Source organism: Pseudomonas sp. R19M, assembly GCF_050312585.1.
Taxonomy (GTDB): domain Bacteria; phylum Pseudomonadota; class Gammaproteobacteria; order Pseudomonadales; family Pseudomonadaceae; genus Aquipseudomonas; species Aquipseudomonas palleroniana.
This window is the reverse complement of record NZ_JBNPJV010000064.1, coordinates 1-13,703: the sequence shown is the minus strand read 5'-3', so window position 1 is coordinate 13,703 and position 13,703 is coordinate 1. Positions and strand designations below refer to the sequence as shown.

14 protein-coding genes are annotated in these 13,703 nt (G+C 61.3%); 12 read left to right on the top strand and 2 right to left on the bottom strand.

Translation table 11 applies throughout. The annotated features are described in order from the left end of the window. The first annotated feature begins 7 nt into the window (after positions 1–7). From ACQRBT_RS13680 to ACQRBT_RS13650, 7 genes are all read left to right on the top strand, one after another. Positions 8–604, top strand: a complete 597-nt coding sequence (locus tag ACQRBT_RS13680; RefSeq protein ID WP_060754156.1) for a septation protein A — start codon at positions 8–10, stop codon at positions 602–604. Between the two features lies 1 nt (position 605). Next, on the top strand, positions 606–905 hold the full coding sequence (locus tag ACQRBT_RS13675) for a YciI family protein (protein WP_090368912.1): 300 nt from the start codon (positions 606–608) through the stop codon (positions 903–905). A 106-nt stretch (positions 906–1,011) separates the two neighbouring features. After that, a complete protein-coding gene (locus ACQRBT_RS13670; protein WP_060754158.1) occupies positions 1,012–1,419 on the top strand; it encodes a hypothetical protein in 408 nt (135 codons plus the stop codon). A gap of 7 nt (positions 1,420–1,426) precedes the next feature. Continuing rightward, positions 1,427–2,104, top strand: a complete 678-nt coding sequence (locus tag ACQRBT_RS13665; protein WP_090368910.1) for a response regulator transcription factor — start codon at positions 1,427–1,429, stop codon at positions 2,102–2,104. Between the two features lie 150 nt (positions 2,105–2,254). Further along, complete coding sequence (locus ACQRBT_RS13660; RefSeq protein ID WP_090368908.1) at positions 2,255–2,719, top strand: LTXXQ domain protein; 465 nt, start codon at positions 2,255–2,257, stop codon at positions 2,717–2,719. 67 nt (positions 2,720–2,786) lie between these two features. Then, complete coding sequence (locus ACQRBT_RS13655; RefSeq protein ID WP_412047407.1) at positions 2,787–4,130, top strand: sensor histidine kinase; 1,344 nt, start codon at positions 2,787–2,789, stop codon at positions 4,128–4,130. A gap of 40 nt (positions 4,131–4,170) precedes the next feature. Beyond that, positions 4,171–5,520: a CoA transferase gene (locus tag ACQRBT_RS13650; RefSeq protein ID WP_411984777.1), complete on the top strand. Its 1,350-nt coding sequence runs from the start codon at positions 4,171–4,173 to the stop codon at positions 5,518–5,520. A 102-nt stretch (positions 5,521–5,622) separates the two neighbouring features. Here the strand turns inward: ACQRBT_RS13650 and ACQRBT_RS13645 are convergent, their stop codons facing one another. Continuing rightward, the gene (locus ACQRBT_RS13645; RefSeq protein ID WP_412047408.1) at positions 5,623–6,486 is read right to left on the bottom strand and encodes a DNA-3-methyladenine glycosylase family protein; all 864 of its coding nucleotides are present in this window, start codon (positions 6,484–6,486) and stop codon (positions 5,623–5,625) included. Beyond that, positions 6,483–7,910: an arginine-ornithine antiporter gene (gene arcD, locus ACQRBT_RS13640; RefSeq protein ID WP_412047409.1), complete on the bottom strand. Its 1,428-nt coding sequence runs from the start codon at positions 7,908–7,910 to the stop codon at positions 6,483–6,485. The genes ACQRBT_RS13645 and arcD (ACQRBT_RS13640) overlap by 4 nt, the downstream gene beginning before the upstream one ends. A gap of 432 nt (positions 7,911–8,342) precedes the next feature. On the opposite strand from arcD (ACQRBT_RS13640), the gene arcD (ACQRBT_RS13635) reads away from it, so the two are divergent. The 5 genes from arcD (ACQRBT_RS13635) to ACQRBT_RS13615 all read left to right on the top strand — a co-directional run bounded on the left by arcD (ACQRBT_RS13635) (position 8,343) and on the right by ACQRBT_RS13615 (position 13,610). After that, positions 8,343–9,770: an arginine-ornithine antiporter gene (gene arcD, locus ACQRBT_RS13635; RefSeq protein ID WP_412047410.1), complete on the top strand. Its 1,428-nt coding sequence runs from the start codon at positions 8,343–8,345 to the stop codon at positions 9,768–9,770. Between the two features lie 40 nt (positions 9,771–9,810). Next, positions 9,811–11,067 carry an arginine deiminase gene (arcA, locus tag ACQRBT_RS13630; protein ID WP_060754166.1) on the top strand — a complete coding sequence of 419 codons (1,257 nt, stop codon included), beginning with the start codon at positions 9,811–9,813 and terminating at the stop codon, positions 11,065–11,067. A gap of 69 nt (positions 11,068–11,136) precedes the next feature. Next, a complete protein-coding gene (locus ACQRBT_RS13625) occupies positions 11,137–12,147 on the top strand; it encodes an ornithine carbamoyltransferase (RefSeq protein WP_412047411.1) in 1,011 nt (336 codons plus the stop codon). Positions 12,148–12,299: 152 nt separating this feature from the next. After that, a complete protein-coding gene (arcC, locus tag ACQRBT_RS13620; protein WP_060754168.1) occupies positions 12,300–13,229 on the top strand; it encodes a carbamate kinase in 930 nt (309 codons plus the stop codon). 18 nt (positions 13,230–13,247) lie between these two features. Next, complete coding sequence (locus ACQRBT_RS13615; RefSeq protein WP_060754169.1) at positions 13,248–13,610, top strand: DUF5064 family protein; 363 nt, start codon at positions 13,248–13,250, stop codon at positions 13,608–13,610. Positions 13,611–13,703 lie beyond the last annotated feature (93 nt).

The following is a 13,703-nucleotide window of genomic DNA, read 5'->3' as shown; positions in this document are numbered from 1 at the left end:
TCTTACTGTGAAACAATTCATCGACTTCATCCCGCTGTTGCTGTTTTTCATCGTTTACAAACTCGACCCCAGGGTCATCGATCTAGCGGGCCACGAGCTGACCGTCGGAGGCATCTACAGCGCCACTGCCGTGCTGATCATCAGCTCCGTCGTGGTCTACGGCGCGATCTTCATTTCCCAGCGCAAACTGGAAAAAAGCCAATGGCTGACCCTGGTCGCCTGCCTGGTCTTCGGCAGCCTGACCCTGGCCTTCCACAGCGAAACCTTCCTCAAGTGGAAAGCCCCGGCGGTGAACTGGCTGTTCGCCCTGGCGTTCATCGGCAGCCACTTCGTCGGCGACCGCCTGTTGATCAAGCGGATCATGGGCCATGCACTGACCCTGCCGGAGCCGGTCTGGACACGCCTGAACGTGGCCTGGATCGTGTTTTTCCTGTTCTGCGGCGCCGCCAACCTGTTCGTAGCCTTTACCTTCCAGGACTATTGGGTGGACTTCAAGGTGTTCGGCAGCCTGGCCATGACCGTGCTGTTCCTGGTCGGCCAGGGTATCTACCTGTCCCGTCACCTGCATGACACCGACCCTACCACGCCGAAAACCGAGGACTGACATGCTCTACGCAATCATTGCCACCGACGTCGCCAACTCCCTGGAAAAACGCCTGAGTGTGCGCCCAGCCCACCTGGAGCGCCTGCATGTGCTGCAAGCCGAAGGCCGCCTGGTGCTGGCAGGCCCGCACCCTGCGGTCGACAGCAACGACCCGGGCGCGGCCGGCTTCATTGGCAGCCTGATCGTCGCCGAGTTTGCGTCCCTGGCCGATGCCCAGGCGTGGGCGAAGGCCGATCCGTATGTCGCGGCCGGCGTCTACGCCGATGTGCTGATCAAGCCGTTCAAGCAAGTCCTGCCGTAATGCAAGGAGCGTCGAACCTAATCGGTTCGGCGTACTCCTAATGGCTCATTATTCCCGGTAACCTGCCGACAACGTTCTGAATATTCGTGTGGAATCAGGAGTTCCGATGCGCTTACGTCAGTTGTGTCTGTTGGCAGTGTTAACGATCGGGGCTACGGCCCACGCTGAAGAAACCTCGAGCACCGGCAGTTCCACGCCCCTGTCCTTGAGTGCCGGCAGCCAGATCACCGAGTTGCAGCAACGTTTGCAAGAAAGCGAACGACAACGGGAAGAACTGAGCAAACAACTGCAAAGCGCGGATGCCGCACGCGAAAGCGCCCAACTGAATCGCTTGCGCCAGGAGAACCAACGCCTGGCCCAGCAACTCAAAGAAACACAGGGTGGCGCCTTGACGCGCTGGCTGACCGAACAACAACAGTGGTTCGTCACGGGTGCGGCCGTCGCGCTGATCGCCTTGCTGTGCGGGATCTTCGCCAGCGGTGGGCACCGTCGCCGTCGACAATGGCTAAATTGAGTAAGTCATGAGCGAGCTGTTACTGATAGATGATGACCAGGAGCTCTGTGAGCTGCTGAGCAGTTGGCTGAGCCAGGAAGGCTTTCACGTACGCGCCTGCCACGATGGCTTGAGCGCCCGCAAAGCCTTGGCCGACGCCGCCCCGGCGGCGGTGGTGCTTGACGTGATGCTGCCCGACGGCAGCGGCCTGGAATTGCTCAAGCAATTGCGCACCGACCATCCGGAGCTACCGGTACTGATGCTTTCGGCCCGTGGCGAACCGCTGGACCGTATCCTCGGCCTGGAACTGGGCGCCGACGATTACCTGGCTAAACCCTGCGACCCTCGGGAACTCACCGCCCGCCTGCGCGCCGTGCTGCGCCGCAGCCACCCTGCGGCCGTATCCACGCAGATGGAACTGGGTGACCTGTGCTTCAGCCCGGTGCGCGGCGTGGTCAGCATCGATGAACAGGAATTCTCTCTCACCGTCTCCGAAAGCCGTCTGCTGGAAGCCTTGCTGCGCCAGCCCGGCGAACCGCTGGACAAGCAGGAACTGGCGCAGATCGCACTGGGGCGCAAGCTGACGCTCTACGACCGCAGCCTGGACATGCACGTCAGCAACCTGCGCAAGAAGATCGGCCCGCACCCGGACGGTCGGCCACGGATCGTGGCATTGCGTAGCCGCGGTTACTACTACAGCCTCTGACTACAGATCGTTCCCGTGCGGGAACGGCCTGTGTAAGGCCAGCTTCGAAACCTCTTTACCCAAGCTTTACCCTCAGCTGACCGCCGCTGACCTTGATCTCCTTAATCTACCCACATCCGGACTCACCGGAATAGAGACAGGAGAATCACCATGCGCAAGACCCTTATCGCTCTGATGTTCGCCGCTGCCCTGCCGACCGTTGCCATGGCCGCCATGCCGGAAGGCCCAGGCCCGATGGGCGGCCCTGAAGGTCACATGATGGGTGGCCCGGGCCACGGCGGTGAACACGGTCCACGCGGCAGAGGCGGCCCATTCCGCGAGCTGGACCTGAGCAAGGAACAACGCCAGCAAATCGGTAAGTTGATGGGTGAGCAATGGCACGCTCGCAAAGACCTGGTCAAAAAGTACCTGGACAAACTCCCGGCCGCCGACCAGAAAGCCATGCAGGATGAAATCGAGGCGGGCAAGCTGAAAACCCAGGCCGACATCCGCGCCGTGCTGAAACCCGATCAGCAGAAGAAATTCGACGAGATCGTCAAGAAACAAGCCGAGCGCCGTGCCGAATGGAAGGAATTCCAAGCCTGGAAAGCCCAACAGCCGCAAAAAGCGCAATAATGCTCTAGCTTTACTTCCCCCAGCCCAGCGGCGCACCCGCTGGGCTTTTCCTGTTTGAGGGTTTCCTGTGCGCTCATTGTTCTGGCGGATCCTGGCAAGTTTCTGGCTGGCCATCGCCTTGGTTGCCGGGTTATCGATCCTGCTTGGGCACATGCTTAATCAAGATGCCTGGATTCTCAGCCGCCACCCCGGCCTGCGCAATCTGGCGCAGGAATGGACCCAGCTCTATGAAGCCCAGGGCGAGGACGCCGCGCAGGACTTGCTGCAGCAGCGCAAACGCCAGTACCACATCGACGTGCAGGTGCTGAACGAAAGCGGCGATCCGGTGGTGCGCGGCACCTTCCCGCGCCGCGCCGCCGCTTTCGAAGCCAAACAGAACGACAGCAAGGACGGCCACCTGCCGTGGCGGCGCCTGACCGCCGAGTACACCAGCGAAAAAACCGGTGACACTTACCTGCTGATCTACCGCATCCCCCACCCGGAACTGGACGCCTGGCATCGGGGCAGCCTGATGTGGCCGCTGAGCGCCTTGGCGATTGCCCTGGTGGTGCTGACCCTGTTCAGCCTGCTGGTGACGTTGTCCATCACCCGCCCGCTCAGCCGTCTGCGCGGGGCTGTGCACGATCTTGGCCAGACCACCTACCAGCAGAACAGCCTGGCGAAACTGGCCAACCGTCGCGATGAGTTCGGCGTACTGGCCAACGACTTCAACCGCATGGGCGCACGCCTGCAAAGCCTGATCGGCAGCCAACGCCAGTTGCTGCGCGATGTGTCCCACGAACTGCGTTCACCGTTGGCCCGCCTGCGCATCGCCCTGGCCCTGGCCGAACGCGCCAGCCCCGAAGAGCGCGAGCGCCTGTGGCCGCGCCTGACCCGCGAATGCGACCGCCTGGAAGCGCTGATCAGCGAAATCCTGGTGCTTGCCCGCGTCGATGCCGACAACGCGAGTGCCGAAGAAATGGACCTGGTCCCGCTACTCAAAACCCTGCAAAAGGACGCCCAGCTCGGTGCACCGGAGCAGGTAGTCGCGCTGAACGCCGACGCCGACCTGCACCTCAAAGGCTGGCCGACCATGATCGAACGGGCGGTGGATAACCTGTTGCGCAATGCCCAACGCTTCAACCCACCGGGGCAGCCTATCGAGTTGCAAGCCCAACGCCAGGGTGAGCGCATTCTGATCAGCGTGCGTGACCATGGCCCCGGCGTCGAAGCCGAGCACCTGAGCCAGCTGGGCGAACCGTTTTACCGCGCCCCCGGCCAGATCGCCCAGGGCCACGGTCTTGGCCTGGCCATTGCGCGCCGCGCCGCCGAACGCCATGGCGGCAGCCTGCTCCTGAGCAACCATCCCGACGGCGGTTTTATCGCCAGTATCGACCTGCCGTTGCAACCTGGGGTTGTCACGCCGGTGTGATGATCTTCTATAGTGGCCCTTCTCTTACGGAGGGCCTTTGATGATTGACTTGCTGACACCCATCCAAGCCGCACTCGATTTACCCCCGACCCCACTGGCCAGAACCTCGGCCGGTGCCCTGCCCTCGACCTTCGCCGTCACCGAACTGGCCGTTGCCAGCATCGGCGCCGCCGGCCAGGCCGTCGCGCAACTGGTCCAGCAACAGACCGGGCGCTTGCCTGCGGTCACGGTGGACCAGCGTCTGGCGTCCTTCTGGTTCTCGTCGTCGATTCGCCCGGTTGGCTGGCAGGTACCGCCGCTGTGGGACCCGGTAGCCGGTGACTATGCCAGTGCCGATGGCTGGATTCGTTTACACACCAACGCACCCCATCACCGCGCGGCCGCCGAAAGCATACTGGGCAAAGTCACCGACCGAACCGACATGGCCGGCAAAGTGGCAACCTGGAACGCCGCAGACCTGGAGCAGGCGATCGTCGATGCGGGCGGTTGCGCCGCGCAGATGCGTAGCTGGCAGGCCTGGCAAACCCATCCCCAAGGGTTGGCGGTGAATGCCGAGGCGTTGGTACAGCGACGTACCTTCGACACGGTGACTGAACAACCCTGGCTCGGCTCCGTCGCGCGCCCACTGGCGGGGATCAAGGTGCTGGACCTCACCCGGGTTTTGGCCGGCCCCGTGGCCAGCCGCTTCCTGGCTGGCCTCGGCGCCGATGTGCTGCGTATCGATTCACCCAGCTGGAACGAACCCGGCGTGGTGCCGGAGATGACCCTGGGCAAACGCTGCGCCCGTCTGGACCTGAAAAGCGCCGAAGGCCGGCAGATCTTCGAGACGCTGCTCAAAGACGCGGACATCCTGTTCCACGGCTATCGCGCCGACGCCCTGGAGCACCTGGGCTACAACGCCGAGGAACTGCAACGACTCGCCCCCGGCCTGATCGACGCGAGTCTCAACGCTTACGGCTGGAGCGGGCCGTGGCGCAATCGGCGGGGTTTCGACAGCCTGGTGCAGATGAGCAGCGGGATTGCCGAAGCCGGCATGGCCTGGCAACAGGCGGACAAACCGGTGCCGCTACCGGTACAGGCGCTGGATCATGCTACCGGGTATCTGCTGGCGGCCGGTGCGATTCAAGCCTTGAGTGAGCGCTTGAAAACCGGGCGTGGCGGTTCGGCGCGGTTGTCATTGGCACGCACGGCGAAGTTGCTGGTGGACGCCGGGCAAGTGCCCGCGCAACCGGCGCTACGCGCTGAAGGGCCGGATGATCAAGGCTTGGTGGTGGAACCGACGGCCTGGGGCCCGGCGCACCGGTTGCTGGCGCCGTTGAGCATCAGCGGGACGCCATTGCAGTGGGAGTTGCCGGCTGGGGAACTGGGTTCACATCGACCGCAGTGGTGACCTTAAGACTGCTATCGGGAGCAAGCCCCCTCCCACACTCGACTGCATTGCAAATCAAGTGTGGGAGGGGGCTTGCTCCCGATGAGGCCAGTACTGCCACAATCAATCCCCCCGGTTCAGCGACGTCCACAAATGCTGCGCCGCATAGGCCCTCAAAGGCCGCCATGCCTCGGCGCGGGCCAACAATTGTCGCGCCGAAACCGGCCTGCCCTCTAACGCTGCCAACGCATTGATCAAGCCGATATCGCCGGAGGCAAACGCATCCGGCTCGCGCATCTGACGCATGGCGATGTACTGCGCGGTCCAGTCGCCGATGCCCGGCAAGGCCACCAGCCGCGCCACGCCCTCCTTGAGAGTGGCCTTGGGCTCGAATACATGCGGATCATCCAGCCACGCCTGGGCCACTCCCGACAAGGTCCGTCCCCGCGCCTTGGGCATGCCCAGGCTCGCCAGGTCCGCTGCGGCGAGGACCTGGGCCGTGGGGAACGCATGGGTGATGCCCGGGTGCGGTGTTTGCAGCGGCTGCCCATAGTGCGCCACCAACTTGCCTGCCAGGCGGATAGCCGCAACCACTGTGATCTGCTGCCCCAGCACCGCGCGAATCGCCAGCTCCAGCCCATCCCAAGTGCCTGGAACCCGAAGCCCCGGGCGAGCGGCGACCAATGCGGCCATCAGCGGATCGGCAGCCAATTGCGCGCCGATCAACTCGGGCTGGGCATCCAGATCAAACATCGCCCTCAAGCGTCGCTCGATCTCGGGCAGGGCCTGCGCGTCGGGAAACGCCACCTCAACCTCGAGCCAATCGCCCGACCCCGGCGCCACACAGATCCAACCCAACCGCCCATTCACACTGATGCTGCGCCGATACACGCCGTCGACCAGGGTTTCCAGGCCGGTAATTGCACGCATCGTCAGAAAATCCACCATCGCCGCCCAATCATAGGGCGGCTGATACACCAGTCTCACAACGACAACACCCCGCTGTACAAGCCATACGCCGCCAACCCTGCGCCGGCGATCACGCCGCTGAAAATGCCTTTTTCCATCAGCGTGAACAAGGGGCGGCCCTGTTCGCGCTTGGCCTGGGCGAACAGAATCACCCCCGGTGCGTAAAGCAGTGCTGACAACAACAGGTATTTCAGGCCCGCGGCGTAGAGCAGCCAGAGGGCATAACCGAGGGCAATCAGCCCGACCAATAAATCCTGCCGGCGTCGGCGCAGGGCGCCTTCATAGGTTTCGCCGCGCCCACTCAGCAACACGGCATAGGCCGCCGACCAGAGATAGGGCACCAGAATCATCGAAGACGCGAGGTAGATCAGGGTGGTGTAGGTGCTTTGGGAAAACAGCGTCACCACCAGAAAAGCCTGGATCATCACGTTGGTCAGCCACAAGGCGTTGACCGGCACCTGGTTGGCGTTTTCCTTTTTCAGGAAGGCCGGCATGGTCTTGTCCTGCGCCGTGGAGTAGAGGATCTCGGCGCAGAGCAACGCCCACGAGAGCAAGGCTCCCAGCAATGACACCGCCAGGCCGAGGCTGATCAGCATCGCGCCCCACGGGCCAACGATATGTTCCAGCACGCCGGCCAGGGACGGGTTTTGCAATTGCGCCAACTCCGGCCGGCTCATGATGCCCAGGGACAACACATTCACCAGCACCAACAGCGCCAGCACGCCAAGAAAGCCGATCACCGTGGCGCGCCCCACATCCACGCGTTTCTCGGCCCGCGCCGAATACACGCTGGCCCCCTCGATGCCGATAAACACAAACACGGTGACCAGCATCATGTGGCGCACCTGGTCGACCACGCTGCCGATCTTCGGGTTGCCCAGGCCCCAGATATCCCGGGTGAAGATATCCGCCTTGAACGCCACGGCGGCGATCACGATAAACATCAGCAGCGGCACGATCTTCGCCACGGTAGTGATCTGGTTGATGAACGCCGCCTCCTTGATCCCGCGCAGTACCAGAAAATGCACCGCCCACAGCAACAGCGACGCACAGCCGATGGCGACCGGCGTATTCCCCTGGCCGAACACCGGAAAAAAGTAGCCGAGGGTGCTGAACAGCAAGACGAAGTAGCCGACGTTGCCCATCCAGGCACTGATCCAGTAGCCCCATGCAGAGGAAAAGCCCATGTAGTCGCCAAACCCGGCCTTGGCATAGGCATACACCCCGGAATCCAGCTCGGGCTTGCGATTGGCCAGGGTCTGGAACACGAACGCGAGGGTCAGCATGCCGACGGCGGTGATGGCCCAACCAATCAATACGGCACCCACCTCGGCGCGGGCAGCCATGTTTTGCGGCAGAGAAAAGATCCCGCCGCCAATCATCGATCCCACCACCAAGGCAATCAGGGCACTGAGTCGCAGTTTCTGCGGCGATTGGGACATGAACACTCCTGATGAACAACAACTTGAGCTGAAAACTGTGCACTTCGCTCATTGACTCGGCGAGCGCAACGTTTATTAGAAACCGCGATAAAACTTACTTATTCATAACGTAGCGGCATTTCAATTAATCCGATTCGGGTTTATTTAGAATTTAAATACTGCAATCTATGGCCTATCGCCATCTTTCTGTCAAAAGTTTGCACAATCGAGAATACAGACTAGTTTAAAACATCCATACCGCTGCCCACTGATTAAGCACAAAGAAGAGAGCGCTCTATAAAGCGTTTCTCCGAGGATTTTCATCGCCCGCGAATCGCCATCCTAAGTCATTAATTCACAATGGAATGTGCCAATGAAGTGATCTGAGTCAGCTGTTTGATTAGCGCACAGAATTATTCTGTGGTCTCTCTTCTCCTGCATTGGAGTCATGCAATGTCTGAAACTCCCGGAAAACTTAGGCTGGGTGCACTGGTTGCACTTGTCGTGGGTTCGATGATTGGCGGCGGGATCTTTTCTTTGCCGCAAAACATGGCCGCCAGCGCCGACGTCGGCGCCGTATTGATTGGCTGGTTCATCACCGCCATCGGCATGCTGACCCTCGCATTTGTGTTTCAGACCCTGGCCAATCGCAAGCCCGACCTCGACGGCGGGGTGTATGCCTACGCCAAAGCCGGGTTCGGCGACTACATGGGCTTCTCATCGGCGTGGGGCTATTGGATCAGCGCCTGGCTGGGCAACGTCGGCTACTTCGTCTTGCTGTTCAGTACCCTCGGTTACTTCTTCCCGATCTTCGGCGAGGGCAACACGCCGGCGGCCGTGATCGGCGCCTCGGTGCTGCTGTGGGCCGTGCATTTCCTGGTGCTGCGTGGCATCAAGGAAGCGGCGTTCATCAACCTGGTGACTACCGTCGCCAAGGTGGTGCCGCTGCTGCTGTTCGTGTTGATCGCCCTGTTCGCGTTCAAGCTGGAGATCTTCACCGCTGACATCTGGGGCGTGAAAAACCCCGACCTGGGCAGCGTGGCGAACCAGGTGCGCAACATGATGCTGGTCACCGTGTGGGTGTTCATCGGCATCGAAGGCGCGAGCATCTTCTCGTCCCGTGCGCAAAAGCGCAGTGACGTGGGCAAGGCCACCGTGATCGGCTTTATCACCGTGCTGCTGTTCTTGATGCTGGTGAACGTGCTGTCCCTGGGGATCATGACCCAGCCGGAACTGGCCAAGCTGCAGAACCCGTCGATGGCCGCCGTGCTGGAAAATGTGGTGGGCCACTGGGGCGCGATACTGATCAGCGTCGGTTTGATCATCTCGCTGCTGGGAGCATTGCTGTCGTGGGTGCTGCTGTGTGCGGAGATCATGTTCGCCGCGGCCAAGGACCACACCATGCCGGAGTTTTTGCGCCGCGAAAACGCCAACCACGTGCCGGTCAACGCGCTGTGGTTGACCAACGCGATGGTGCAGCTGTTCCTGGTGATCACGCTGTTTTCCGCCAGCACCTACCTGTCGCTGATCTACCTCGCCACCTCGATGATCCTGGTGCCTTACCTGTGGTCGGCGGCCTACGCCCTGTTGCTGGCGGTACGCGGCGAGACCTACGAAAACGCCCTGCGCGAACGCAGGAAAGACCTGTGCATCGGCGCCATCGCCCTGATCTACGCGATCTGGCTGCTCTACGCCGGCGGCACCAAATATCTGTTGCTCTCCGCCCTGCTCTACGCCCCCGGCGCGATCCTGTTCGCCAAGGCCAAGCATGAACTGGGCAAACCGATTTTCACCAACGTCGAGAAGCTGATTTTCGCCGCTGTGGTCATAGGCGCCCTGCTGGCTGCCTACGGCCTCTACGACGGCTTCCTGACCCTATAGCGCTTTATCCAAAAGAAGTGTTTCTACTGGAGGATCTGTAATGACCACCGAAAAAGTGAAGTACGGCGTACATTCCGAAGCCGGCAAACTGCGCAAAGTCATGGTGTGCTCCCCAGGCTTGGCCCACCAGCGGCTGACCCCCAACAACTGCGATGAACTGCTGTTCGATGACGTACTGTGGGTCGCCCAGGCCAAGCGCGACCATTTTGATTTCGTCACCAAAATGCGCGAGCGCGACGTTGATGTGCTGGAAATGCACAACCTGCTCACCGATATCGTCGCGATCCCTGAAGCCCTGGATTGGATCCTGGAACGCAAGATCACCGCCAATACCGTGGGCCTGGGCCTGGTCGATGAAGTCGGCTCGTGGCTGCGCAGCCTTGAGCCGCGCAAGATCAGCGAATTCCTGATTGGCGGCGTGTCGGCCGATGACCTGCCGAGCAGCTTCGGTGGCAGGACCCTCGAGATGTTCCGCGACTTCCTCGGGCATTCGAGCTTCATCCTGCCGCCGCTGCCCAACACTCAGTTCACCCGCGACACCACCTGCTGGATCTACGGCGGTGTGACGCTGAACCCCATGTACTGGCCGGCGCGACGCCAAGAGACGCTGCTGACCACCGCCATCTACAAATTCCACCCTGAATTCACCAACGCGGACTTCCAGATCTGGTACGGCGACCCCGACCAGGAACACGGTGCCTCCACCCTGGAAGGTGGCGACGTGATGCCTATCGGCAACGGCGTGGTGTTGATCGGCATGGGCGAGCGTTCGTCCCACCAGGCGATTGGCCAACTGGCGCGCAACCTGTTCAAGAACAAGGCGGTGGAGAAAGTGATCGTTGCCGGCCTGCCGAAATCCCGTGCGGCGATGCACCTGGACACCGTGTTCAGCTTCTGCGACCGCGACCTGGTCACCATCTTCCCCGAAGTGGTCAACCAGATCGTGCCCTTCACCCTGCGCCCTGACGAGAGCAAGCCCCACGGTATCGATATCCATCGGGAGAAAACCAACTTCCTCGACACCGTCGCCGCCGCCCTTGGCCTCAAGGCCCTGCGCGTGGTGGAAACCGGTGGCAACAGCTTCGCCGCCGAACGCGAGCAGTGGGACGACGGCAACAACGTCGTCGCCCTGGAGCCGGGCGTCGTGATCGGCTACGACCGCAACACCTCCACCAACACCCTGCTGCGCAAGGCCGGTGTGGAAGTCATCACCATCAGCGCCGGCGAACTGGGCCGTGGCCGTGGCGGCGGCCACTGCATGACCTGCCCGATCATCCGCGACCCTATCGACTACTAAACGACCATCTTCCCGGCGGCGTCCACCCGAAGCCGACCGGGCCGATTACCGAATCCAAGGAGAATCATCATGGCGTTCAACATCCACAACCGTAACCTGCTCAGCCTGGAACACCACACCCCGCGCGAGCTGCGCTACCTGCTGGACCTGTCCCGCGACCTCAAGCGCGCCAAGTACACCGGCACCGAACAGCAGCACTTGAAGGGCAACAACATTGCGCTGATCTTCGAAAAAACCTCGACACGCACCCGCTGCGCTTTCGAAGTGGCAGCCTATGACCAGGGCGCCAATGTCACCTACATCGACCCGAATTCCTCGCAGATCGGCCACAAAGAGAGCATGAAGGACACCGCCCGCGTGCTCGGGCGCATGTACGACGCCATTGAATACCGCGGTTTCAAGCAGGAAATCGTCGAGGAGCTGGCCAAGTTCGCCGGCGTGCCGGTGTTCAACGGCCTGACCGATGAATACCACCCCACCCAGATGATCGCTGACGTGCTGACCATGCGTGAACACGCTGACAAGCCCATCCACGAGATCAGCTACGCCTACCTGGGTGACGCACGCAACAACATGGGCAATTCGCTGTTGCTGGTGGGCGCCAAGCTGGGTATGGACGTACGCATCTGCGCGCCCAAGGCTTTGTGGCCTCACGACGACCTGGTGGGCCGCTGCAAGCAATACGCGCAAGAAAGCGGCGCACGCATCACCCTCACCGATGACCCGAAAGCTGCGGTCAAAGGTGTGGACTTCATCCACACCGACGTATGGGTATCCATGGGCGAGCCCGTGGAAGCCTGGGCAGAGCGTATCGAGCAATTGCTGCCGTACCAGGTCAACAGCGAATTGATGAAAGCCACCGGCAACCCGCGCACCAAGTTCATGCACTGCCTGCCGGCGTTCCATAACAGCGATACCAAGATCGGCAAGCAGATCGCCGAGCAATACCCGCACCTGGCCAACGGCATTGAAGTGACCGATGACGTGTTCGAATCGCCAGCCTGCATCGCCTTCGAACAGGCGGAGAACCGCATGCACACGATCAAGGCGATCCTGGTCTCGACCCTGGCTGATTTGTAAACCATTGAAGGAACACGGATAAAACTGTAGGAGGGGGCTTGCTCCCGATGGCGGTGGGTCAGTTAACAAATTTGCTGAATGACACACCGCTATCGGGAGCAAGCCCCCTCCCACACTGTGTTCACAACGCAGAATTACAGAGGGACTTTTGTATGCGTATCGTCGTTGCACTGGGCGGTAACGCCCTGCTCCGCCGTGGCGAACCCATGACAGCGGACAATCAACGCGCCAATATCCGAATCGCCACCGAACAGATCGCCAAGATCCACCCCGGCAACGAGCTGGTGATTGCCCACGGCAATGGCCCGCAGGTCGGCCTGCTGTCGTTGCAGGCGGCGGCCTACACCCAGGTTTCGCCGTACCCGCTGGACGTGTTGGGTGCCGAGACCGAAGGCATGATCGGCTACATCATCGAACAGGAACTGGGCAACCTGCTGGACTTCGAAGTGCCGTTCGCCACCCTGCTCACCCAGGTGGAAGTCGACGCCAAGGACCCGGCCTTCCAGAACCCGAGCAAACCCATCGGCCCGGTGTACTCCAAGGCCGAAGCCGAAAAACTGGCGGCCGAAAAAGGCTGGGCCATTGCTCCGGACGGCGACAAGTATCGTCGTGTGGTCGCCAGCCCACGCCCCAAACGTATCTTCGAAATCCGCCCGATCAAATGGCTGCTGGAAAAAAGCAGCATCGTGATCTGCGCCGGCGGCGGCGGTATCCCGACGATGTACGGCGAAGACGGCAAGCTGCGCGGCATTGAGGCAGTGATCGACAAAGACCTGTGTTCCTCGCTGCTGGCCTCGCAACTGGACGCCGATTTGCTGGTGATCGCCACCGACGTCAACGCCGCCTTTATCGACTACGGCAAGCCGACCCAGAAAGCGATCGCCCAGGCCCATCCGGACGACATCGAAAAACTCGGCTTCGCCGCCGGCTCCATGGGCCCCAAGGTCCAGGCGGCCTGCGAGTTCGCCCGCCGAACTGGCAAAACCGCGGTCATCGGTTCACTCTCGGACATCGAAGCCATTGTCCAGGGCCACGCCGGTACACGCATCAGCACGGCAAAACCTGGCATCACCTATCTGTGAAGTAGAGGAGAGACGCCTATGGCTACCTTTGAACCCGGTCACTTGCACGTTGAACGTCACGCACTCAACAAGGATGACTACAGCTACAACCTGTGCATCGACTATGAAGTCAGCCAGGATCCAAAGGAAGGCAAAGGAATGCTGTTCAAGCTGCACGGTTCGGTGCAGGGCAAGGAACTCAAGGAAGAGTTCTACCTGCCCAAGGACCAGGCTTTCGACTTTGCGCGCCATGCGATGAACATTGCGCAAAAGTACGGGATGCCGAAGATCGCCGTACTCAATGGCTCGATGCACAAGCAATACGACTTGATGTTCGAGGATGTACGGCATCAGTTAGATGTGAAGTCCGGCGATCCGATCAAGCCAGAGCACCTGGCCTGACCGCCACGACCAAGCTCTTGTAGTGAGCGGGCTTGCCCCGCGCCGGGTGGCGCAGCCGCCCCAACAAGGACGCCACGGTGCTTCAGAAAGACC

What these genes read in the sequence shown, in the direction of transcription:
- ACQRBT_RS13675 (WP_090368912.1), top strand. Translation starts at nt 606, where the DNA reads ATGCTCTACGCAATCATTGCCACCGACGTCGCCAACTCCCTGGAAAAA.
- ACQRBT_RS13670 (WP_060754158.1), top strand. Translation starts at nt 1,012, where the DNA reads ATGCGCTTACGTCAGTTGTGTCTGTTGGCAGTGTTAACGATCGGGGCT.
- ACQRBT_RS13665 (WP_090368910.1), top strand. Translation starts at nt 1,427, where the DNA reads ATGAGCGAGCTGTTACTGATAGATGATGACCAGGAGCTCTGTGAGCTG.
- ACQRBT_RS13660 (WP_090368908.1), top strand. Translation starts at nt 2,255, where the DNA reads ATGCGCAAGACCCTTATCGCTCTGATGTTCGCCGCTGCCCTGCCGACC.
- ACQRBT_RS13650 (WP_411984777.1), top strand. Translation starts at nt 4,171, where the DNA reads ATGATTGACTTGCTGACACCCATCCAAGCCGCACTCGATTTACCCCCG.
- arcD (WP_412047409.1), bottom strand. Translation starts at nt 7,910, where the DNA reads ATGTCCCAATCGCCGCAGAAACTGCGACTCAGTGCCCTGATTGCCTTG.
- arcD (WP_412047410.1), top strand. Translation starts at nt 8,343, where the DNA reads ATGTCTGAAACTCCCGGAAAACTTAGGCTGGGTGCACTGGTTGCACTT.
- arcA (WP_060754166.1), top strand. Translation starts at nt 9,811, where the DNA reads ATGACCACCGAAAAAGTGAAGTACGGCGTACATTCCGAAGCCGGCAAA.
- ACQRBT_RS13625 (WP_412047411.1), top strand. Translation starts at nt 11,137, where the DNA reads ATGGCGTTCAACATCCACAACCGTAACCTGCTCAGCCTGGAACACCAC.
- arcC (WP_060754168.1), top strand. Translation starts at nt 12,300, where the DNA reads ATGCGTATCGTCGTTGCACTGGGCGGTAACGCCCTGCTCCGCCGTGGC.
- ACQRBT_RS13615 (WP_060754169.1), top strand. Translation starts at nt 13,248, where the DNA reads ATGGCTACCTTTGAACCCGGTCACTTGCACGTTGAACGTCACGCACTC.